This is a genomic window from Streptomyces sp. NPDC087906 (assembly GCF_055584925.1).
Map to the genome: position 1 here is coordinate 61,089 of NZ_JBVJLC010000012.1, position 21,634 is coordinate 82,722.

Annotated in this window: 17 protein-coding genes, 4 tRNA genes and 1 other RNA gene; 12 read left to right on the forward strand and 10 right to left on the reverse strand. The window is 71.1% G+C overall.

What is annotated here, in order from left to right; all coding sequences use genetic code 11:
* Nucleotides 1-15: 15 nt before the first annotated feature.
* From ACZ63I_RS28555 to purS, 4 genes are all read right to left on the reverse strand, one after another.
* The gene (locus ACZ63I_RS28555) at nt 16-222 is read right to left on the reverse strand and encodes a DUF4177 domain-containing protein (RefSeq protein ID WP_469342021.1); all 207 of its coding nucleotides are present in this window, start codon (nt 220-222) and stop codon (nt 16-18) included.
* Nucleotides 223-313: 91 nt separating this feature from the next.
* Entirely contained in the window at nt 314-2,563 is a 2,250-nt protein-coding gene (purL, locus tag ACZ63I_RS28560) for a phosphoribosylformylglycinamidine synthase subunit PurL (protein WP_469342023.1), read from the reverse strand.
* Nucleotides 2,560-3,243, reverse strand: coding sequence for a phosphoribosylformylglycinamidine synthase subunit PurQ (gene purQ / locus ACZ63I_RS28565; RefSeq protein WP_328582939.1), 684 nt, complete (start codon nt 3,241-3,243; stop codon nt 2,560-2,562). The genes purL and purQ overlap by 4 nt, the downstream gene beginning before the upstream one ends.
* Nucleotides 3,240-3,485, reverse strand: a complete 246-nt coding sequence (gene purS / locus ACZ63I_RS28570; protein ID WP_041986925.1) for a phosphoribosylformylglycinamidine synthase subunit PurS — start codon at nt 3,483-3,485, stop codon at nt 3,240-3,242. The genes purQ and purS overlap by 4 nt, the downstream gene beginning before the upstream one ends.
* 383 nt (nt 3,486-3,868) lie before the next feature.
* On the opposite strand from purS, the gene ACZ63I_RS28575 reads away from it, so the two are divergent.
* The 8 genes from ACZ63I_RS28575 to ACZ63I_RS28610 all read left to right on the forward strand — a co-directional run bounded on the left by ACZ63I_RS28575 (nt 3,869) and on the right by ACZ63I_RS28610 (nt 8,651).
* Nucleotides 3,869-4,204: a histone-like nucleoid-structuring protein Lsr2 gene (locus ACZ63I_RS28575; RefSeq protein ID WP_078863508.1), complete on the forward strand. Its 336-nt coding sequence runs from the start codon at nt 3,869-3,871 to the stop codon at nt 4,202-4,204.
* Nucleotides 4,205-4,305: 101 nt separating this feature from the next.
* Nucleotides 4,306-4,377, forward strand: a tRNA-Gly gene (locus ACZ63I_RS28580).
* Nucleotide 4,378: 1 nt separating this feature from the next.
* Nucleotides 4,379-4,451: transfer RNA gene (locus ACZ63I_RS28585), tRNA-Gly, on the forward strand.
* A gap of 203 nt (nt 4,452-4,654) precedes the next feature.
* Nucleotides 4,655-5,662, forward strand: a complete 1,008-nt coding sequence (locus ACZ63I_RS28590; RefSeq protein WP_469342025.1) for an ABC transporter ATP-binding protein — start codon at nt 4,655-4,657, stop codon at nt 5,660-5,662.
* Nucleotides 5,659-6,474, forward strand: coding sequence for an ABC transporter permease (locus tag ACZ63I_RS28595; protein ID WP_469342026.1), 816 nt, complete (start codon nt 5,659-5,661; stop codon nt 6,472-6,474). The genes ACZ63I_RS28590 and ACZ63I_RS28595 overlap by 4 nt, the downstream gene beginning before the upstream one ends.
* 37 nt (nt 6,475-6,511) lie before the next feature.
* Nucleotides 6,512-7,927, forward strand: a complete 1,416-nt coding sequence (locus ACZ63I_RS28600; protein ID WP_469342027.1) for a sensor histidine kinase — start codon at nt 6,512-6,514, stop codon at nt 7,925-7,927.
* Nucleotides 7,924-8,556, forward strand: a complete 633-nt coding sequence (locus tag ACZ63I_RS28605; protein ID WP_469342028.1) for a response regulator — start codon at nt 7,924-7,926, stop codon at nt 8,554-8,556. Before ACZ63I_RS28600 ends, ACZ63I_RS28605 begins: the two co-directional genes overlap by 4 nt.
* A 22-nt stretch (nt 8,557-8,578) precedes the next feature.
* Nucleotides 8,579-8,651, forward strand: a tRNA-Gly gene (locus tag ACZ63I_RS28610).
* 73 nt (nt 8,652-8,724) lie between these two features.
* On the opposite strand, the gene ACZ63I_RS28615 is transcribed toward ACZ63I_RS28610, so the two are convergent.
* Both ACZ63I_RS28615 and ACZ63I_RS28620 read right to left on the reverse strand, forming a co-directional pair.
* Complete coding sequence (locus tag ACZ63I_RS28615) at nt 8,725-9,627, reverse strand: phosphoribosylaminoimidazolesuccinocarboxamide synthase (RefSeq protein WP_469342030.1); 903 nt, start codon at nt 9,625-9,627, stop codon at nt 8,725-8,727.
* A 178-nt stretch (nt 9,628-9,805) separates the two neighbouring features.
* A complete protein-coding gene (locus ACZ63I_RS28620; RefSeq protein WP_469342031.1) occupies nt 9,806-11,269 on the reverse strand; it encodes a N,N-dimethylformamidase beta subunit family domain-containing protein in 1,464 nt (487 codons plus the stop codon).
* A gap of 902 nt (nt 11,270-12,171) precedes the next feature.
* On the opposite strand from ACZ63I_RS28620, the gene ACZ63I_RS28625 reads away from it, so the two are divergent.
* Nucleotides 12,172-12,771 (forward strand): DinB family protein, encoded by a 600-nt coding sequence (locus ACZ63I_RS28625; protein ID WP_469342032.1) that lies wholly within the window; start codon nt 12,172-12,174, stop codon nt 12,769-12,771.
* A gap of 630 nt (nt 12,772-13,401) precedes the next feature.
* On the opposite strand, the gene ACZ63I_RS28630 is transcribed toward ACZ63I_RS28625, so the two are convergent.
* The 4 genes from ACZ63I_RS28630 to ffs form a co-directional block, all read right to left on the reverse strand.
* A complete protein-coding gene (locus ACZ63I_RS28630; protein WP_469342034.1) occupies nt 13,402-15,180 on the reverse strand; it encodes a hypothetical protein in 1,779 nt (592 codons plus the stop codon).
* A 289-nt stretch (nt 15,181-15,469) separates the two neighbouring features.
* Nucleotides 15,470-16,816, reverse strand: coding sequence for a phosphoribosylamine--glycine ligase (purD, locus tag ACZ63I_RS28635; RefSeq protein ID WP_469342036.1), 1,347 nt, complete (start codon nt 16,814-16,816; stop codon nt 15,470-15,472).
* Between the two features lie 168 nt (nt 16,817-16,984).
* Nucleotides 16,985-19,234 (reverse strand): DNA polymerase III subunit gamma and tau, encoded by a 2,250-nt coding sequence (locus tag ACZ63I_RS28640; RefSeq protein WP_469342037.1) that lies wholly within the window; start codon nt 19,232-19,234, stop codon nt 16,985-16,987.
* A gap of 53 nt (nt 19,235-19,287) precedes the next feature.
* An RNA gene (gene ffs / locus ACZ63I_RS28645) (signal recognition particle sRNA small type) lies at nt 19,288-19,382 on the reverse strand.
* Nucleotides 19,383-19,455: 73 nt separating this feature from the next.
* Here ffs and ACZ63I_RS28650 point away from each other — a divergent pair.
* From ACZ63I_RS28650 to ACZ63I_RS28660, 3 genes are all read left to right on the forward strand, one after another.
* Nucleotides 19,456-19,543: transfer RNA gene (locus ACZ63I_RS28650), tRNA-Ser, on the forward strand.
* A 549-nt stretch (nt 19,544-20,092) separates the two neighbouring features.
* The gene (locus tag ACZ63I_RS28655; RefSeq protein ID WP_469342039.1) at nt 20,093-20,503 is read left to right on the forward strand and encodes a hypothetical protein; all 411 of its coding nucleotides are present in this window, start codon (nt 20,093-20,095) and stop codon (nt 20,501-20,503) included.
* Nucleotides 20,504-20,674: 171 nt separating this feature from the next.
* Nucleotides 20,675-21,634: a hypothetical protein gene (locus tag ACZ63I_RS28660; RefSeq protein WP_469342040.1), complete on the forward strand. Its 960-nt coding sequence runs from the start codon at nt 20,675-20,677 to the stop codon at nt 21,632-21,634.

The window sequence follows — 21,634 nt, forward strand, 5'->3', positions numbered from 1 at the left end:
ACCCGTCCGGCGGGATCAAGCCTGCCGGGGGCGCTCCAGCGTGAGCAGCAGACCCTCGACGGCGCCGGGACCTATCCGGCCCTTCACGTCGGCGGCGGTGATGGCCTTGAGGGCCCAGCCCTCGGCGGCGTGCTTGTTGAGCGTCTTCTCCAGCTTGTCGCTGTCCAGGGCGTCGCCGATGAGCGACTCCCTGAACGTCACGACCTTGTACTCGTAGGACATCGGGCGTTCCCCTCGATCAGGCCGGTACCGCACGGCGGATCCCGTGCGGGCACAGCCAATCACGCGGTGCCCGCCCCGATCGCGGCGAGGCTCAGGCCAGCAGCGCCGGGATCGTCGCCTCGTGCGCCGTCCGCAGTTCGTCGAGACCGATCGTGAACTCGCCCTGGACCTCGACCTCTTCGCCGTCCACCACACCGATACGGGTCGCCGGCAGACCGCGCGCCCCGCACATGTCGTTGAACCGCAGCTCCTCGCTGCGCGGCACCGCCACGACAGCGCGGCCCGCCGACTCGCTGAACAGGAGCGTGAACGCGTCGAGCCCGTCCGGCACGATCAGCCGGGCGCCGGTCCCGCCGCGCAGGCAGGACTCGGTGACGGCCTGGATCAGACCGCCGTCGCTCAGGTCGTGCGCCGCGTCGATCATGCCGTCGCGCGAGGCCGAGATCAGGATCTCGCCCAGCAGGATCTCCCGGTCCAGGTCGACCTTGGGCGGAAGACCGCCGAGATGGCCGTGGATCGTGCCCGACCAGGCGGACCCGCCGAACTCCTCGTCCGTGTCGCCCAGCAGATACAGGAGCTGGCCCTCCTCGGCGAAGGCCATCGGCGTACGGCGCGCCACGTCGTCGATCACACCGAGCACGGCGACGACCGGCGTCGGGTGGATCGCCCGCTCGCCCGTCTGGTTATAGAGCGAGACGTTGCCGCCGGTCACCGGCGTGCCCAGCTTCTGGCAGCCGTCGGCGAGACCGCGGATGGCCTCCACGAACTGCCACATGACGGCCGGGTCCTCGGGCGAACCGAAGTTCAGGCAGTCCGAGACGGCGAGCGGCTTCGCGCCCGTCGCCGCCACATTGCGGTACGCCTCGGCCAGTGCGAGCTGCGCGCCCGTGTACGGGTCGAGCTGCGCGAACCGGCCGTTGCCGTCCGTCGCGATGGCGACCCCGAGGCCGGTCTCCTCGTTGACCCGGATCATCCCGGCGTCCTCGGGCTGCGCGAGGACGGTGTTGCCCTGCACGAACCGGTCGTACTGGTCGGTGACCCAGGACTTCGACGCCTGGTTAGGCGCCGAGACCACCCGCAGCACCTGCTCGCGCAGCTCGGCCGCCGTCACCGGCCGGGCCAGCTTGTTCGCGTCGTCGGCCTGGAGGGCGTCCTGCCACTCGGGCCTGGCGTACGGGCGCTGGTAGACCGGACCGTCGTGCGCGACCGTGCGCGGGTCGACGTCCACGATCTTCTCGCTGTGCCAGAAGATCTCCAGCCGGTCGCCGTCGGTGACCTCACCGACGACCGTCGCGATCACGTCCCACTTCTCGCAGATCTCCATGAAGCGCTCGACCTTCGCCGGCTCCACGATCGCGCACATGCGCTCCTGCGACTCGCTCATGAGGATTTCCTCGGGCGAGAGCGTGTGGTCGCGCAGCGGTACGTCGTCCAGCTCGACCCGCATACCGCCGGAGCCGTTCGACGCCAGCTCGCTCGTCGCACAGGACAGACCGGCGGCGCCGAGGTCGGAGATGCCGTCGACCAGCTTCTCGGCGAAGACCTCCAGCGTGCACTCGATGAGCAGCTTCTCCTGGAAGGGGTCACCGACCTGCACGGCGGGGCGCTTCGACGGCTTCGTCGCGTCGAAGGTCTCGGAGGCCAGGATCGAGGCGCCGCCGATGCCGTCACCGCCGGTGCGGGCCCCGTACAGAATGACCTTGTTGCCGGGACCCGACGCCTTGGCGAGGTGGATGTCCTCATGCCGCATGACGCCGATGGCACCGGCGTTGACCAGCGGGTTTCCCTGGTAGCAGGCGTCGAAGACCAGCTCGCCGCCGATGTTCGGCAGGCCGAGCGAGTTGCCGTAGCCGCCGATGCCCGCGACGACGCCCGGCAGGACGCGCTTGGTGTCGGGGTGGTCGGCCGCGCCCATCCGCAGCGGGTCCACGACGGCGACCGGGCGTGCGCCCATCGCGATGATGTCGCGGACGATCCCGCCGACACCGGTGGCCGCGCCCTGGTACGGCTCGACGTACGAGGGGTGGTTGTGCGACTCGACCTTGAAGGTGACGGCGTAGCCCTGGCCGACGTCTACGACGCCCGCGTTCTCGCCGATGCCCACGAGCAGCGCGTCGCTCTGCGGGGCCTTCTCGCCGAACTGGCGCAGATGCGCCTTGCTGCTCTTGTACGAGCAGTGCTCCGACCACATGACGGAGTACATGGCCAGCTCGGCGCCGGTCGGGCGGCGGCCGAGGATCTCGCGCACCCGGGCGTACTCGTCCTCCTTGAGGCCGAGCTCCTTCCAGGGCAGCTCGATGTCCGGGGTCCCGGACGCGTGCTCGACTGTGTCCAGAGTCATGAGGCGGCTACCAGCTTCTTCAGGATCGAGGTGAAGAATCCGAGGCCGTCGGTACCGCCGGTACCGATCAGCGGCTCCACGGCGTGCTCGGGGTGCGGCATCAGTCCGACGACGTTCCCCGCGGCATTCGAGATTCCGGCGATGTCGCGGAGCGAGCCGTTCGGGTTGCCGTCCGCGTAACGGAACGCGACCCGGCCCTCGGCCTCCAGCTCGTCGAGGACGTGCTCGTCGGCGACATACCGGCCGTCGATGTTCTTGAGGGGGACGGAGATTTCCTGGCCTTCGGAATAGTCGGCGGTCCAGGCGGTGTCCGCGCGCTCCACCCGCAGTTTCTGATCGCGGCAGACAAAGTGGAGATGGTTGTTGCGCAGCATCGCGCCCGGCAGGAGATGGGACTCGGTCAGGATCTGGAATCCGTTGCAGATCCCGAGGACCGGCAGCCCGGCCCGCGCCTGCTCGATGATCGTGCCCATCACGGGCGAGAAGCGGGAGATGGCGCCGGCCCGCAGATAATCGCCGTAGCTGAAACCGCCGGCCAGCACGACGGCGTCGACCTGCTTGATGTCCTTGTCGCGGTGCCACAGCGGTACGGGCTCGGCCCCCGCGATACGCGCGGCGCGCAGCGCGTCCCTGTCGTCCAGGGTGCCGGGGAAGGTGACGACGCCGATACGAGCCGTCACGACTCCACCTTCACGACGAAGTCCTCGATGACGGTGTTGGCGAGAAACGTCTCCGCCATCTCGTGGATACGGGCGAGCGCGGCCTCGTCGACCGGTCCCGCCACCTCCAGCTCGAAACGCTTTCCCTGACGGACGTCGGCGATCCCCTCGAAGCCAAGACGCGGCAGCGCGCGCTGCACTGCCTGGCCCTGCGGGTCGAGGATCTCCGGCTTGAGCATGACGTCGACTACGACGCGTGCCACTGGCACTCCCGGTGGTGTGGTGCGGCTGTGTTCTCCAGGGGAATCCCCCTCGACCCCCCGAGCTTCCGTGCTTGACTCAGGGTACCCGGCCCAGGAATCTACGCGGGTAGATATGCCAGGTCACAGATCACCCGGGGATATCGTCCACCGAGAACAACCGAAAAGTCCGCGAAAAAAATCAGCGTCAGCTATTGCCCGGGGACACGCTGATGCAATTGGCTGGGCTTCACAATGCGAGGTCTTCCGCTGTACAAAGGAATACAGCGGAAAACAGCATTGCCCATTGACAGCCGGAAGGCCGGTGCCGCCGCACGTCAACCGCGATTCCCGTGCGAGCGGGGTCCGGGCACGGCAGGCGGCGCCGCAGGAAAGGACCCATATCCGTGGCGCAGCGCGTAGTGGTCACGCTCTCCGACGACATCGACGGCGGAGAAGCGGCGGAAACGGTCACGTTCGGCTTGGACGGGAAGACGTACGAGATCGACCTGAATCCCGCCAACGCGAAGAAACTGCGGAAGGCCCTGGCCCCGTACCAGGCAGCGGCCAGGAAGCAGACGAACGCGGCCAGGAACGGCAAGGCCCGCACGACGTACCACCACACCTCACTCGAACCGGCTCCGGCGGCCGTACGCGCCTGGGCGCAGTCCCACAAGATGGAGGTGCCGGCCCGCGGCAGGATCCCCAAGCGGGTCTACGAGGCGTTCCGCGAGGCCAGTTGAGCGACCCGGGCGTGTCCCGAGTTGCGGACCACCCCTGCCGATCGGCTAGAGTCTGGAGCACGCCGAAGGGCAAGGCCGAAAGGCCGAACCCCAAGCAGCGTGCGGGTGTAGTTCAGTAGTAGAACGCCCCCTTTCCAAGGGGGAGGCGCAGTGTGCGATTCCTGTCACCCGCTCGCGGACGTAGCTCAGTTGGTAGAGCGCAACCTTGCCAAGGTTGAGGTCGCCAGTTCGAACCTGGTCGTCCGCTCAGAGTGAAGGCCCCGGTCCATCGGACCGGGGCCTTCGTCGTGTCGCCGTCCGTGCGGATGCCCTGCCGGATGTCCTGCCGGATGTCCTGCGGATGCCCTGCCTGCCAGGGCTTACGGGCCGGGGCGCGCTGATGACATTTGTCATGTGCGGTGATGACAGGGCGCACTGCCGGGCGGCCCTGCCCGGCGGAAGCCTGGAGGCATGACACCGATCGCATCATCCGAAGTCGTCATCGAGGTGGACGACCTGCGCCGCTCCTATTCGGGCGGGTTCGAGGCGGTGCGTGGCATCTCCTTCTCCGTGGGGCAGGGCGAGCTGTTCGCGCTCCTCGGGACGAACGGCGCGGGCAAGACGTCCACCGTCGAGGTGCTGGAGGGGCTGGCGCGGCCCGGCGGCGGCCGGGTGCGAGTCCTGGGCCACGATCCGTACCGCGAACGCAAGGCGGTACGGCACCGGGTGGGCGTGATGCTCCAGGAGGGCGGCTTCCCGCCCGAGCTGACCGTCGCCGAGACGGTCCGGATGTGCGCGGGGTGCACGAGCGGGGCGCGGCCCGCCGGTGAGGCGCTGGAGCTGGTCGGGCTCGGCAGGCGCGCGGACATCCGGGTCAAGCAGCTCTCGGGCGGCGAGCGGCGCAGGCTCGACCTGGCGCTCGCGCTGCTCGGCAGACCGGAGGTGCTGTTCCTGGACGAGCCGACGACCGGCCTCGACGCCGAGGGCAGGCACGACACCTGGGAGCTGGTCAGGGAGTTGCGGGACGACGGCACGACCGTACTGCTGACCACGCACTACCTGGAGGAGGCCGAGGCGCTGGCCGAGCGGCTGGCGATCATGCACCAGGGCACCATCGTGGCGTCGGGGACACCGGCCGAGGTGACGGCGGAGCGACCTGCGCGGATCCGTTTCGTGCTGCCCGCGGACGTGCCGGCCGGGCGGTTGCCGCTGGGGCTGCGGGCGGCGGCCGACGGGCGGAGGATCGAGATCCGCACCCGGACGCTCCAGCGGGACCTGGGTGAACTCCTGCGCTGGGCCGGGGAGTCGGGGGTGGTGCTCGGGGAACTGGACGCGCGGTCGGCGTCGCTGGAGGACGCGTTCTTGGATATCGCGCGGCGCGGCGGGGGGTTGTCGGCATTGGGTGCGGGCTCGGGTGCGGGCGCGGGCTCGGGCTCGGGCGCGGGCTCGGGCTCGGCGGAGATGGCGGGTGCGCGATGAGTGCGGTGGGGACGACGCGTGGTGCGGGGCGTACGACGGCGGCGGGGCGTACGACCGCCGCCGGGCGGCTCGGGGCGCTCGGGCGGGCCGAGTTGACGCTGCTGGTACGGAGCAAGGCGACGCTCTTCGCCGCGCTGTTCGTACCGGTGACGACGATCGCGGCGTTCAAGACCTCGCTGCACGAGGGCGACCTGGACACCCCCGGCGCGAGCATCCTCGAACTGGCGATGACCGGCGGTATCGGCGTCGTCCTGATCTTCGCCGTCTACACCAACCTCGCCGCCGTCTACACGGCCAGGCGCGAGGCGCTGGTGCTCAAGCGGCTGCGTACGGGCGAGACCTCGGACCCGGAGATCCTGGCCGGCACCGCGCTCCCCGCCCTCTCGCTGGCGCTCGCGCAATGCGTGGTGCTGATCGCGGCGGGGGTCGCCTTCCTCGGCGTACCGGCACCCGCCAGTCCGCTGGTGCTGCTCGGCGGGGTACTGGCCGGTCTCGTACTGCTCGCCGCGCTGGGCGCTGCGACGTCGGCGTTCACCCGTACCGTCGACAGCGCGCAGATCACGGCGATGCCGCTGTATCTCGTCTCGCTGGTGGGCTCGGGGGTCTTCGTCCCGCTCGATGTGCTGCCCGACGGGCTCGCGCGGGTCTGTGAACTCCTGCCGGTGACCGGGGCGATGACCCTGATCAGGGCGGGCTGGCTGGGCGGCGCTTCGGGCGGCGAGCTGGCGGGTGCGGCGCTGAACGCGCTGGTCTGGATCCTGCTCGCGGGGTTCGCTGTGCGACGGTGGTTCCGCTGGGAGCCACGGCGCTGAGGCCGAGGAAACACATGACGGGGGAACGGAGGACGCGATGTCCAGGCTGACCGACCGGTGGCCGATGGCGGACCTGCGGCCGAAGGCGGACTCGCGGCCGACGGCGCACCTGCGGCCGGCCGTGCGGTGGTCGCAGTTCGGCTGGTGGCGGCGGCAGAGCAAGCCGGTGAAGCTGGAGCTTTACACCCGCTGGACGTTCCACACGTTCGGGATCGGCGAGGCCGGCGTGGTCATGGCGACCACCCCATGGGTCGGCCTGGGCCCTGCGGGCGGCTGGCTGGTGGCGCTGGCCTGCGTGCACGCCGTGCTCTGCGGCGTGCTGCTCGGGCGGGCCCTGGACTGGCGGCTCGGCAGAGGTGAGCAGCCGGTACGGCTGGTCCTCGTGGTCGTCGCCGTGTCGGTCGCCGCCACCGGCGTCGTGTTCGTCCTGCGCGGGTCCGTGGCGGCGGGAGCGGAAGCGGGGCACGGGCCGAGCATCTGGCTGTCGGCGGCGGCGTTCCTGGGGTTCGGGCTGCCTGCCGCGTCGCTCGGTCTGCCGGAGCGCCGGATGGCGCTCGCGGGGCTCGGCACGGCCGTCGCCGTCGGCGCGTGTCTGGCCGTGTCGGCGCCGTCCGGCAGCGAGGTGGCGGTGATCGCTGCCGTCGCGGGCGGCACCGGCGGCCTGGTCTTCACGTACGGCTTCTCGGCCTGGCAGCTCATCGCCGTCTGGGAGTTGGACGCGGCCCGCGCGCTCCAGTCGCGGCTCGCCGTCGCCGAGGAGCGGCTGCGGTTCGGCCGCGATCTGCACGATGTGATGGGCCGCAACCTCGCGGTGATCGCGCTCAAGAGCGAGCTGGCCGTGCAACTCGCCGAGCGCGGCAAACCGGAGGCGGTGGAGCAGATGGCGGAGGTGCAGCGGATCGCCCGCGAGACGCAGCGGGAGGTGCGCGATGTGGTGCGGGGGTATCGCGAGGCGGATCTGCACACCGAACTCGAAGGCGCGCGTGGGGTGTTGACCGCCGCGGGGATCGACTGCCGGATCGAGGGCGACGACGGCGCCGGGCTGTCGGCCGACGGCGCGGGGCTGTCGGCCGACGGCGCGGGGCTGTCGGCCGAGGTGCAGTCGGCGCTCGCGTGGGTGGTGCGCGAGGCGACGACGAACGTGCTGCGGCACGGGGACGCGCGGCGCGTCACCGTACGGCTCGGCGCGACCGGGCCGCAGGCGGTGCTGGTGGTGGAGAACGACGGCGTGCCGGAGGCGGCGGGGGCGGACGCCGGTGTGGGTGCGCGTGTGGGTGCGGACGGGCGGGGCTCCGGGCTCGCCGGGCTGCGGGAGCGGCTGGGCGCGCTCGACGGCGTACTGGAGGCGGAGCGGGTGGCGGACGGGCGCTTCCGGCTGACGGCGCGGGTGCCGTTGGAGGCCGCCGCCGCTGAGGCGGCAAAGGTGGATGCGGCAAAGGACGTGGCGGCATGACGGGGGACAGCGTTGATGCGGCCCCGGTACGGGTGCTGCTCGCCGACGACGAGCATCTGATCCGGGGCGCGTTGGCCGCGCTGCTCGGGCTTGAGGACGATCTGGTCATCGTCGCCGAGGCGGCGAGCGGGCCCGAGGCGCTGGCGATGGCGCGGTCGCACCGGCCCGATGTGGCCGTGCTCGATCTGCAGATGCCGGGCGCCGACGGTGTGAGGGTCGCCACATCGATCCGGGCCGAACTGCCCGGCTGCCGCACGATGATCGTGACCAGCCACGGCCGCCCGGGTCATCTCAAGCGGGCGCTGGCCGCCGGCGTACGGGGCTTCGTGCCGAAGACGGTCAGCGCGCGGCAGCTCGCCGAGATCATCCGTACCGTGCACGCGGGAAACCGCTTCGTGGACCCCGAGTTGGCGGCGGACGCGATCTCCGCCGGCGACTCGCCGCTGACCGCGCGGGAGGCCGAGGTGCTGGAGCTGGCGGCGGACGGGGCGCCGGTGGCGGAGATCGCTGAGCGCGCCTCGCTGTCGCAGGGGACCGTACGGAACTATCTGTCGTCGGCCGCGTCCAAACTGGGGGCGGAGAACCGGCATACGGCGGTGCGTCTCGCGCGGGAGCGTGGTTGGGTATAGTGGTTCTCGCGCTTCGGCGCTCGCGGACGTAGCTCAGTTGGTAGAGCGCAACCTTGCCAAGGTTGAGGTCGCCAGTTCGAACCTGGTCGTCCGCTCGTCGTTCCAGAAGTCGCAGAAACCCCCGACCGGCGCGGTCGGGGGTTTCTGCGTGTCCGGCGGCCCGCCCGGCTACTGCTGCCAGGGGGTGCCGGTCAGGCGCTCGTACGCCTCCAGGTACTTGGCCCGGGTCTCGTCGACGACATGCTGCGGCAGCTCGGGCGGCGGCTGCTCGCCGTGCCGGTCCCAGCCCGAGGCGTCGGATGTCAGGTAGTCGCGGACGAACTGCTTGTCGTAGGACGGCTGGCTGTGTCCCGGCTCCCAGGACTCGGCGGGCCAGAATCGCGAGGAGTCGGGGGTCAGCGCCTCGTCGGCGATGACCAGGCGGTCGCCGTCGAAGCCGAACTCGAACTTCGTGTCGGCGAGGATGATGCCGCGCTCGCGCGCGATGTCCCGGGCCCTGCCGTAGACGTCGAGCGTCGCCCTGCGAAGCTGCGCGGCGGTCTCCGCGCCTACCTGGCGGGCGACTTCCTCGTAACTCACGTTCTCGTCGTGGTCACCGACGGCCGCCTTCGTGGCGGGCGTGAAGATCGGGGCGGGGAGTTCGGAGCCGTCCACCAGCCCCTCGGGCAGGGCGAGTCCGCAGACGGTGCGGTGCTCGTCGTACTCGACAAGCCCTGAGCCGGTCAGATAGCCGCGGGCGACGCACTCCACGGGGATCATCCGCAGCGACGTGCAGACGAGGGTGCGGCCCGCCCAGTCGGCGGGGGCGCCCTCGGGCAGGTCGGTGGAGATCACATGGTTGGGGACGAGATCGGCGAACTGGTCGAACCACCAGAGCGAGAGCTGGGTCAGTACGCGGCCCTTGTCGGGGATCGCGGTGGGCAGCACCCAGTCGTACACGGAGATACGGTCGCTGGCGACCATGACGAGATCGCCTGCCTCGTTCCGGTACAGGTCCCGCACCTTGCCCGTGTGCAGATGCACAAGGCCGGGCACCTCAAGCGGTTCGGGTTTTTCGACGAATCCGGGCACGGTTCCTCCGCGTCGTTCGATTCGATCCAGGAGTTGGGTCCTGGATGTCGCCTAGATTCTCCCGTATGCCCGGTGCCTGAGGAGGGCAGGGGTGCCGTTCGGGATCGACGCGGCGAGTCGGCGACCGCCGGAGTCGGGCCGCCGGGCGTACGGCCTGGCGTACGGCGTGGCGGACGGCTCAGTCGCGTTTGCAGATGCGGTCGAGGAGATTGGCCGTTGCCCGCTGGATACGGGAGTCGACATGGCCGGGCCGGTCGAGCGCCGGGGACCAGGCGAAGGTGCCCGAGGCGAAGACGAGCGCGCCTGAGGGGGCGCGGTAGAGCGACGTCTCCTGATGGCGCTTGGCGTTCTCGGTGTCGCGGTACGGGGAGTGCGCGAGCAGGATCCGGTCCTGGTGGTCGGGCAGCGCCGTACGGGGGAAGTAGCGGTCGGCCTCACCGGCGACCAGCCCCGCGATCTCCTCGCCTTCGACGGCGCCGGTGGCGTCCCAGAGCCAGTGATCGGCGTTGCGCACGATGAGCGGGTGCGGTTCGGGGACGCGGCCGGCGTACTGGATGCCGAGGAGCTGCTGCTCGGGCCGGTCGACCTCGCGCCAGAGCGCGGGCCTGCCGGGGCCGTGCCGCTTGCGGCAGTGCAGCATGCGGTCGGGGACGCCGGAGGCGGAGGGGCCCAACTCCACCTGCCAGTAAAGGGTGTTGGCGGAGAGGAAGACGAGCGACGTGCCGTGCTCACGGGCCAGTTCGACGTTGCGGCGCATCGGCACCGACCAGTACTCGTCGTGGCCGGGGAAGACGAGGCCGCGGTAGCGGGTGGGGTCGACGCGGCCCGCGTGCAGGTCGCGGGTCTCGGCGTACGCCAGGTCGTACCCGTACCGCTCGGCCCAGCGGATGAAGTCGTAGGCATGGCCCACATGGAGGGGCAGCCCGGCGCCGGCGTACGGGCGGTCGAAGGAGACGGTCGTCGCCGCGTCCTCCTCGCCGAGGAGCGTGCCCTGCTCGTCCCAGGCGTGGTAGAGGCTGGCGCCGGTGCGGCCGTCCTCGGGGTAGAGGTTGTACGCCTGCCAGGTGATGTCGGGGAGCAGGAGGAGCAGGTCGGCGGGGTGGCTGTCGCGGACCGTGAAGGGGATGTGGGATCGGTAGCCGTCGACGGTGGTGAGGACGGCCACGTACGCGCCGATCGCCCAGTGCACGGGGATCTGGAGCCGCCAGGAGAGCCACCAGTGGTGGCAGGAGACCGTGCGGTCGGCGGCGAGCGGCGGCGGCTGGACGAGGCCGGAGATGCGCGGGCTGGTGATGATCTTCCGGGCGCCCTCGCCGTTGTAGTGCCCGATCCGGTAGATGTCGATGAAGAACTGCTGGGGCGGGTCGACGGTGACGTGGAAGTCGATCGCCTCGCCGGGGGCGGCGGCGCCGGTCGAGACGAAGCCCTTGATCTGCCGCCCGACATCGTCCGCGGTACGCGGCCCGCCGCCGCGACCGCGGCCGGTGAGGGTCTCGTCGGCGTACCAGGGCACGAGATGCCCGGTGTCGTCGAAGTAGTTCTCACTGCCGCGCAGCCAGGGCAGCGGGCCCTGACCGAAGGGGTCGGAGACGGCATGGGCGAGAGCGCCCGATTCCCAACGCCGGATCGGCTCAGCCCCCATGGTGCGACCCTCCTTCGAACCTCCGGGCCCGTGCTGTCGATTGGCAACGGCCGGGAACACCGGTGGCGCGATCGTTCAAACGCCGGCTGTCAGCGCCGGTCCCCAGCACATCACATAACGCACGCACTCCGTCACCGTTCGTCGCGAATTGGCGTTAACGGAAGGGGTAGTTCCGGCTCTTGGGTGGGATTGTCGGGGTTGGTGGTGACGAGGGTCACAGCGGGACGGGCGGGTGGGGGACGGGAGTTGGGGGGCGGGGTGGGTTTTTTGGGGGCGGGGCGGGATGCGGCGCGGGGTGCGGATCGGGATGCGGCGCGGGTTGCGGATCGGGCCGGTCGGCCGCGACGGCGCGAGCCGACGGCAGCGCAAACCCTCTTCTACCGGGCAAGCGGTGCGGGTGAGGTCGCTTTGTTCACGAGAACCGACAGCAGACGTCGGCCACTTCGGCAGTCACCAGGGTCAGCGGCCCTTCGATTTCCGCCGTTCGCCGGCTTGTCCGCCGCGGCCACACACCGGCGTCTCATGCGGCGCGCGGGGGACGACGACGAACCCGTGGCCGACTGCCCGATGCGCGGCCGGTTTCGGGGCTGCTCCTGGTGAGGTCACGAGACGCGAGCAGCTCGATCCCGGGGCTCACTCAAGTGACTCCCGAAGTCGTGCACCTCTGCTGTCGGTTCTCGTGAACAGAGCCAGTCGGGACCAGCCGTCGCAGGGGCCGCGCGGACCGTCAGACGAGCCGGACCGGGCGGTACGGTCCCCCTCCGCCACGAAGGGTCCGCCTCAGCGCGAGCAACTGCCCGGGGGGCTCGTCCAGGTGACCTCGCAGGCTGGGCACACCCTCACCGGACACCGGAGCCTGACTGTCAGCATCACTGTCAGTGCTGCGTGGAAGACTGCCTGGCATGATCGAGCCGAACCCGAAAGCGGACCTTCTCCGTTACCTGCAAGAGGGGCGTGACGCCCTGCTGTGGAAGCTCGACGGGCTCTCGGAATATGACATCCGCCGCCCGCTGACTCCCACGGGTACGAACCTGCTGGGACTGGTCAAACACATCGCCAGCGTGGAGCTCGGGTACCTCGGTGACACGTTCGGGCGGCCCTTCTTCAAGGAGAAGGTGCCGTCTTGGTGGTACACGGAGGACTCAGAAACCAACTCGGACATGTGGGCCACCGCGGACCAGTCGCGAGACGAGATCGTTGGGCTGTATCGCCAGGCTTGGGAGCACTCCGACCACACGATCGCGACGCTGCCGCTTGACGCGATCGGTCACGTCCCGTGGTGGCCGGAGGAGCGCCGAGAGGTGACACTGCACCACATCGTGGTGCGCGTGATCACCGATACCCAGCGGCACGCCGGCCACGCCGACATCGTGCGAGAGCTCATCGACGAGAACGTCGGGTATTTGAAGGACAAGGACAACATGGCACCAGGCGATCATGCGTGGTGGGAGGACTATCGGAACCGACTGGAGCGCGTCGCACGCGAAGTCGGCAACATCTGACCCCGCCCTGCTGCCGCCGACCCCGCCTGCGGGGACCGGGCCGTACGAACGGACCCGGCAGGCCGATCTGGCCGCCACCGGCCGCCACCGGCCGACAGTGGCCGACAGTGGCCGACAGTCAGGAGCATCAGACAGGCGGGGCCGGGCGTCACGACCGGCGCGAGTACCGGAACACGACGCTGCCGGCCGAAGCCGTTACGGGCCAGGCGCTGTGAGGGCCGGCGGGCACGGGCCGGCCGTAGCGAACCGGCCGTCGCAGACCGGCCGTACGCCGTGAGGACCGCCGGACGAACAGGACCAGGCGCAACGAGCTGGACGGACGGCTCAACCGGCAATGTCGACCCGGCGCGACCGCCGACCGCCGACCGCCGCGGGCCGGACACCGCGAGCCAGGCAGTGTGAGGGCCGGCGGGCACGGGCCGGCCGCACGGGGCAGGTGGCGGGATGTCGGCCCAGCCGGCCATCGCCATCAGCCGTGAGGACGCTCCGACGAACTGGACAACCTGCGGCGTCGCCCCGGCCTCTGGCACCGGCTGCCCGTCGGCCGAGCGGTCTTCGGCGGGCGTACGGACCAGCCGGTGCGGGCCGGGTAGTGCGAATCCCTCGTACCCACCGGTTGGCTCGAAGGCGTCAGACCAGCCGGACCGGTTTCTCCGGGCGTACGCCCAGCGCCGCCAGCCACGCGCGCAGGGGCTCGGGGTCCCCCTCCTCCACCAGGCTCATCACGTGGCCGCCCAGGTCCGCGCGGCGGCGGCCGTCGACGATGAGGGCCGGGCCGTCCAGCCAGTCCAAGCCAGGCGCGGCGCCCGCCGTGTCCACGGCGGAGCAGCAGACCATCGCCGTCACGTGATCCGCGAGCAGGTCGCGGCCGGTGCGGGGCGGCTGGAGCGGGAGGAGTGGCAGCGGGTCGGTCCCCCACGGGGGCGCAGGCGCCTCGCCGCTGGCCGCGGGCGTCGCCGCCTCCTCGCGGGCCAGCTCGGCACTGATCCCGGCGGCCAGCATCGCTCCCCACCCGTCGCCATCACCGTCATCGTCGCCGTCGCCGCCCTCCCCCGCCCGCCCCGCCTGGGACAGGTGCTCCATGACCCGGGTGAGCGTGGGGCCGCCAGGACCCGTGGGGCCGACGGGGCGGCGTACGCCCATGTCGTCCAGTACGCGGTGCAGCCTGGACGCTTCCGTACGCCACTTACGGTCGACGACCTCTTCCGGATACTGCTGCCAGTCCACCGGGGCCCAGTCAGGGCCCGCGTCGGCCGGACCGCCGTGGAACAGCCGGGCCGCCAGCAGCGAGGTGGCCTCGTCCATCGCGCCCGGCTCTTCGAGCAGATCGCAGGCGGGCCGCTCGCCGAGCCGGGACGTGAAGCCGTCGGCGAGGCGGTCGCGGCGGGACAGCTCGGTCAGCGCCGACACCACGCCCGCGTCCAGCCGGGACGGCCAGCGGCCCATGCGCCAGGCGGGCAGCGCCACGCGGGTCAGCAGCCGGTCCCAGCCCGCGTAGGCGAGGCCGACCTGCTCCTGGGCGACGATCCGCAGCCCGTAATCCACAGCCTGTGCACGCTCCGACGCGGCCGAGGCCACCCCGCGCTCCATCAGGGCCGCATGCTCACCGCAGCCACGCAGCAGCAACCGGGCGACCCGGCCCACGACGCGGAGCGGCGCCCGCCGTATCGGCCCCAGGTCCGCCCTGCCACCGAGCGCGACAGCCGCGTCCAGCCCGCGCACGAAGCGACGGGCGGCGGCTATGTCCGGCTGGGCTGCGGGACCCGTACCCGCGACGACGGGGGCGAGCACCGCGCGCAGCTCGGCGACCCGCATCCACCACAGGAACGGGGAGCCGATGACGAGAACGGGCGCGGCGGGTACCCGGCGGCCCCGACCGCCGGTCCGACCGCCGGACTGCGCATCGGGCCTCTGCGCGCCGGGCCCGGCCTGCGCCGTCGGCGCGGGCTGCGCGCCCTGCGCGTGCGCCGGGTGCGTACGGTCCTCCAGCCAACTGTCGCAGTCGGGGGTGAGCGCTATCGCCGAGGGGGCCGGGACGTTGAGCCGGTCCGCCAGGTCCCTGACCAGGCGGTAGAGGTCCGGCGCCGACCGCTCGGCCACCTCGACCGTAGGGCTCAGGGCCGGCCTGGCCCTGGCCACCACGACGGCGACGGCCGCTGCCAGCAGCAGTACGACGACCGCGCAGGCCGACACGGCCCAGCGGGCGGCGTCCCAGCCCGCACCGGTCAGATGCCCGGTCGCACCACCGACCAGCAGTACGACGGCGACCGCCGCGGGCAGCAGCGCGACGGCGAGCGCCCGACTGCGGACGCGCAGCACGCCGAGCGCCCGGGAACGGGCACCCTGAGCGCCCATCTCGACGCCGACGTCTGAGCCGGCGGAGCCGGTGGAACCAGCGGAACCGGACATGGTCGGACCTCACCCCCTCTGCCCTGCGGCGGCGTTGCTCACTCCCCCACTGTGGCACCCGCCACCGACATCGCAATGCCGGTGGGCCATGTGCCCGAATGCTTGCGCCGCACCCTAGTTGGGGCCCTCGCGGGAGTCATCCGGATGGCCTAGCCGTCACCCGATGGAATGGCTTTGGCTAAAGCTGCTGACGCGGCGAGGTTGAGGAGTTCGGGGTTTTACGGGGTCCGAGGGCAGCGCGCCCGGAGGTCCGGGGACTTGCGCCCCCGGAGGGCTTGAGCCCACACGCTCAGGCCCGTGCGTCGGCCGCCGCCCCGGTCCTGACCTCGGCCTCCTGCTCCGCAGCGCGGCGGGCGATGTCCGTACGGTGCTGCGCACCGTCCAGCCGGATCCGGCCCACGGCGGCGTACGCGCGCTCCCTGGCCTGCGCCAGGCTCTTGCCCGTACCGGTCACGGACAGGACGCGACCGCCCGCACTGACGATCCCGCCGTCCGTGCCGCCCGTGCCGCCCGTGCTGCCCGCTCCGTCCGCTCCGTCCCCGCCGTCCGCGAGGCGGGTGCCGGCGTGCAGGACGTACGCGTGCGGTCCATCCTGCGCCGCGATCTCGTCCAGGCCGAGGATCGGGTCGCCGGTGCGCGGGGTGTCGGGGTAGTTGTGCGAGGCGACGACCACGGTGACCGCGGCGTCGTCGCGCCAGTTGAGCGGGAGCAGCCCGGCGAGCGTGCCCTCGGCCGCCGCCAGCAGGACACCGGCGAGCGGGGTCTTCAGCCGGGCCAGCACCACCTGGGTCTCGGGGTCGCCGAAGCGCGCGTTGAACTCGATGACCCGTACGCCGCGGCTGGTGATCGCGAGACCCGCGTACAGCAGCCCGGCGAAGGGCGTGCCGCGCCGCCGCAGCTCGTCCACCGTCGGCTGGAGGACGGTCTCCAGGACCTCGTCGACCAGCTTGGGATCGGCCCACGGAAGCGGCGAATAGGCGCCCATACCACCGGTGTTGGGGCCTTCGTCGTTGTCGAGGGCGCGCTTGAAGTCCTGCGCGGGCTGCAACGGGAGGACCGTCCGGCCGTCCGTGATGGCGAAGAGGGAGACCTCGGGGCCGTCCAGGAACTCCTCGATGACGACCCGGCCGCAGGCGAGCGCGTGCGCGCGGGCGGCGGCGAGATCGTCGGTGACGACGACGCCCTTGCCGGCGGCGAGCGCGTCGTCCTTGACGACGTACGGGGCGCCGAACGCGTCGAGCGCGTCATCGATCTGCTGCGGTGTCGTACAGACGTAGCTACGGGACGTCGGGACGTTCGCCGTGGCCATCACGTCCTTGGCGAAGGCCTTGGAGCCTTCGAGCATGGCCGCTTCCGCCGAAGGGCCGAAGCAGGGGATGCCCGCTTCCCGTACGGCGTCGGCGACCCCGGCCACCAGCGGCGCCTCGGGCCCGACGACGACGAGCCCGACCGCCAGCTCCGTGGCGAGCCGGGCGACCGCGGCGCCGTCCATGGCGTCGACCGGGTGCAGCTCCGCGACCTCGGCGATGCCGGCGTTGCCGGGAGCGCAGAAGAGGGAGGTGACGTCGGGGTCGAGGGAGAGAGAGCGGCACAGGGCGTGTTCGCGGGCACCGCCGCCGATAACAAGGACCTTCACGGGAGGCAGCCTAGCCGGGCGGCCCGAAACCGCTCGCCCCTGCCCGCGCCGGGCACACGAGGCACGGCAAGATCCGAACGGGCGGCCCGGCCCGAGTCGAGCACGAGCCCCTCGTCACACGAGCCACTCGTGACACGGGCCCCTCGTCGCACGAGCCCTAGTCAGCCCCTAGTCGTTGGTGTACTCCTCCACGACCGTGGCACCCAGCTCGCGCACGATCAGGTCATGCCCGGAGAGGGCGGAGTCGACGAGATCGGGGTCGTCCGCCTCGGCGGTGTCGTCCTCGGGGGCCACCGGGGGGCGGGCCGAGGGTCTGGAGGGCTCCGGGGGCGGCGGGGCGGAGGCGCTGCGCTGCGGCTGCGGGGCGTGCTGCGACGGCGAGGGCGTCGAGGCGGGCGGGCGTTGCTGCTGGCTTTGCTGCCCCTGCTGTTGCTGCGGCCCCGGACCGCCGGACGCGGGTGCGGAAGGCCCGCCCCCACCGTAGCCACCGCCCCCGCCGCCCCCGCCGAACCCGCCGCCGCCCGCACCACTCGGCCCGAACCCGCCTCCCCCGCCGGCCACTCCCCCGCCGTTGCCGCCTCCGTAACCGCCCGGAGCGGGCGGCGGGGTGCCACCGGACGGGTCGACGATCGCTTCGATCTTCCACTGGACGCTGAAGTTCTCCGCCAGGGCCTGCTTGAGCACGTCCTCGCTGCCGCTGCTCACGAAGGTGTCGCGGGCGCCGGCGTTGATGAAGCCGACCTGCAGCGTCGTCCCGTCGAACCCCGCCACCTGCGCGTTCTGACTGAGCAGGATCCAGGTGAACCGCCGGCGGCCCTTGACGGCCTCCAGGACGTCCGGCCACATGTTCCGTACCTGCCCGGCGCCCTGTGCGGCCCCAGGGCTGGGGGCAGCGGCAGGCCCGGCGGGCGCGGCAGCGGGCTGGGGTGTGGCAGCCGCCGGTGCGGCGCCGGGCGCGGAGGCGGTGGGCCACCCGCCGGGACGTCGGCCACCGGTGTCGGCGGAGGCGGCTGGCGCCGCGGGCGACGCGGAGGCGGCGCCGGGCCAGGCACCGGGCCGCGACGGCTCGGGAGCGGGGGCCGGCGGCGGTGTCTCCTGTACGGGAGCCGGGGACGCAGCCGGAGCAGGGGCGGGCGTGACAGCAGGCGCCGGTGCGGGCGCCGGTGCCGGCGCGGGGGCATGGGCCTCGGGCCCGGGGACGTACCCGACGGCGGGCCCGGCGGCCGGCCCCGGACCGCCGACCGAGAACGCGGCGCTGGCGACCCCGCGCTCCAGCCGGTCGAGCCGGGCCTGGACGGACCGCTCGTCGTCGAAGGCGGCGGGCAGCAGCACGCGCGCGCAGATCAGTTCAAGCTGAAGCCGCGGCGAGGTGGCGCCGCGCATCTCCGTCAGCCCGGTGTTGACGAGATCGGCGGCCCGGCTCAGCTCTGCCGCGCCGAGGACCGACGCCTGAGCCTGCATGCGCTCGACCACATCGGCGGGGGCGTCGATGAGCCCCTTCTCCGCCGCATCGGGCACGGCGGCCAGAATCACCAGGTCCCGCAGCCGCTCCAGCAGATCGGCCACGAACCGCCGCGGGTCGTTGCCGCCCTCGATGATCTGCTCCACGACCTCGAACGCCGCTGCCCCGTCCCCCGCGGCGAAGGCGTCGACGGTGGCGTCGAGCAGCGAACCGTCGGTGTATCCGAGCAGGCCCGTGGCCATGGCGTATGTCACACCGTCCTCGGCGGCGCCCGCGAGGAGCTGGTCCATGACGGACATCGAGTCACGCACGGACCCGGCCCCGGCCCGTACGACCAGCGGCAGCACCCCGTCGGCGACGGGGATCTGCTCCTGGGCACAGACCTGCCCGAGATAGTCCCGCAGCGTCCCCGGCGGCACGAGCCGGAACGGATAGTGGTGCGTACGCGACCGGATCGTCCCGATGACCTTCTCGGGCTCGGTGGTCGCGAAGATGAACTTCAAATGCTCCGGCGGCTCCTCGACCACCTTCAGCAGGGCGTTGAACCCCGCCGGGGTGACCATGTGCGCCTCGTCGATGATGTAGATCTTGTACCGACTGCTCGCGGGCCCGAAGAACGCCTTCTCCCGCAGGTCACGGGCATCGTCCACGCCTCCGTGCGACGCGGCGTCGATCTCGATGACATCGATCGACCCCGGCCCGTTCCTGGCCAGGTCCTGACAGGACTGGCACACCCCGCACGGCGTCGGCGTGGGCCCCTGCTCACAGTTCAGGCACCTGGCGAGGATCCGCGCGCTGGTCGTCTTCCCACAGCCTCGCGGCCCGCTGAACAGGTAGGCGTGATTGACCCGGTTGTTCCGCAGGGCCTGCTGCAGCGGGTCAGTGACATGCTCCTGCCCGATGACCTCGGCGAAGGACTCGGGGCGATAACGGCGGTACAGCGCAAGGGACGACACACCTACGACGATATCGGCCCCCACCGACAACGCACCCGAACCGCCCCCACAACGCAGACGCCCCCCACGCACCCGCCAGAGCCAACCTACCCTTGCTGCCTTCCGGCCCTGGGGGAGTTCAGTCAGATAGCGCCACGTGAGGGGCTCCGCACACAGTACCTGATCCCCACCCCCACGAACGAGTTCGCGAGCACCACCCCCCGTCTTGTATGGTTCGTCGCGGAGGATTCGCCTAGTGGCCTAGGGCGCACGCTTGGAAAGCGTGTTGGGGGCAACCCCTCACGAGTTCGAATCTCGTATCCTCCGCCATTGCTCTCACCGGGCAATACGTCGAAGGGCCCCACCGGTCGCGGTGGGGCCCTTCGACGTTGTCCGTCTCAGTCGTCACCGTCACCGCCGATCCGACCCTTGCCGCACGCACGGTAGAGATGGGCCCGGCCTCCGGCGCACCGTGCGCGGCCGGACCGATTGGCTTCATGGGCACGGCTGCAGCGGTGAGGGCCACGTCCTGCGACCAGGACGTCCCGGCCGGTTTCCGTAGGGCCTCGTCCCATCCACTGAGACGTGGTGTACCGGTTTTCGCCATCCTTCGCGTTCGTCGGCGATGTCGATATGCGCGGCATGAACCGTTATGCGGTGAAAAAGCATCGCCATGGAATCGCGAATTGTTCCGGAATGCACCATTCCCGCCGTCGGTTACCTGGGGGTATCCGCGGAACCTTTCCGTCCGCCCCGAAACGACTCCGTAAAGGTCGTTTTGCGCCAGCCAGAAGAGCTCACTCGTCCAACCTCTGTACCCGACCTAGGGTCATCGACGGACCACTGAGGTCCAACTGGATGTCACCGAGAGGGAGTTCCATGAGACTCAAACACCTGGCGGCTGTCGGCGCGGTCGCTCTGGCGACCACCGCGGGCAGCCTCGTCCTCGCTGCGCCGGCCAATGCGGCCGTCTCCTGCAGCGTCGACTACGCCTGCCTGCACTACAACTCCAACAACGAGGGCGCCCTGTACAAGCAGTACTACGCGATCCCGGACTACGCCGGCCTCAAGTTCTCCGCCAGCACCAGCGTCAACGGCGCGAACGGCGCCGGGCAGCCGGTCAAGAACAACGTCGCGTCCGTCGACAACTGGGACTTCGACCTCGGTATCCGCATCTACTACAACTCGAACTACAACTCCAGCTTCGCTTCGCAGGGCATCGGCAAGGGCGGCTTCGCGAACCTGAACTCCACGATGAAGAACAACAACGCGTCCGGCGACTGGTACTGAGCAAGACCATCCGCAGAACCGCGTGACAAGAACCGTGCCCCGAAGCGTCCTCAGGACGTGGACGAGATTCTCCGCACGGTGCACGGGCACTCCGCTCGCCGGAATCGGGCGGAGTGCCCTTCTTCCTGCTCAGGTCCCAGAAGCCCACTCACCAACAAGGAAGTGCCGCTCGTGAAGCAGGTCCGCTCCCGTTCCCTCCAGGGCGCAGCCGTTCTGACCGTTCTGGCTGCCGCGCTGGCCACTGGTTGTTCCGGTTCATCGACGCAGACCGCGGCATCCGACGCCGCGGGCTCCGACGGCGCCCCCAAGGTCTCGTCGATCCCCAAGATCACCACCCGGGTGGAGACGCCGGTTCCGGTCGAGGCCTACCTCCTCACCGACGAGCAGTCGGCTGCGCTCGGCAAGGCCGAGAACACCTTGCGCGAGCGCTGCATGCAGCGGTTCGGCATCCAGTTCCACGAGCCCACGACGGAGCTGAAGGGCCCGAAGTACGTCATCTCGCAGTACCGGTACGGAAAACTCGACCCTGCCGTCACCGCCCAGTACGGGTTCCAGGTGCCCGGCCAGCACACCGCTTCCGACCTGGCCAAGGCGAAGAACGCGGGGACCGACTCCCGGTCGAACCTGTCGACGGCCCAGCTCGGTGTCCTCAGGGGCACCACCGATCCCTCGGTCAAGTCCGGTCCTGGCGGCCAGGACTACAACGGCCAGAAGGTCCCCGCGGGCGGCTGCTACGGCGAGGCGAAGAAGAAGCTGGGCAACTACCAGGACGCCCCGGTCGCCGTCGACGTCAACATCAACAGCTTCCAGAAGTCGACGGAGGACAAACGGGTCAGGGCGGCCTTCGCCAAGTGGTCCGGCTGCATGAAGAAGGAGGGCTTCGACTACCCGACGCCGATCAAGGCCGACGGTGACCCGAAGTGGGCGGGCACGACCGTGAGCGCCGAGGAGAAGCAGGTGGCGACGGCCAGTGCCACCTGCATGGAGAAGTACAACGTGGCGGGCATCTGGAACGCGGTCGACGTCGCCTACCAGAAGCAGGCCATCGAGAAGAACGCGCAGCAGTTGGACGACGTCAAGAAGGACATCGAGCACGACGTCAAGCTGGCCGCGCAGGTCACGGCTGAGTGA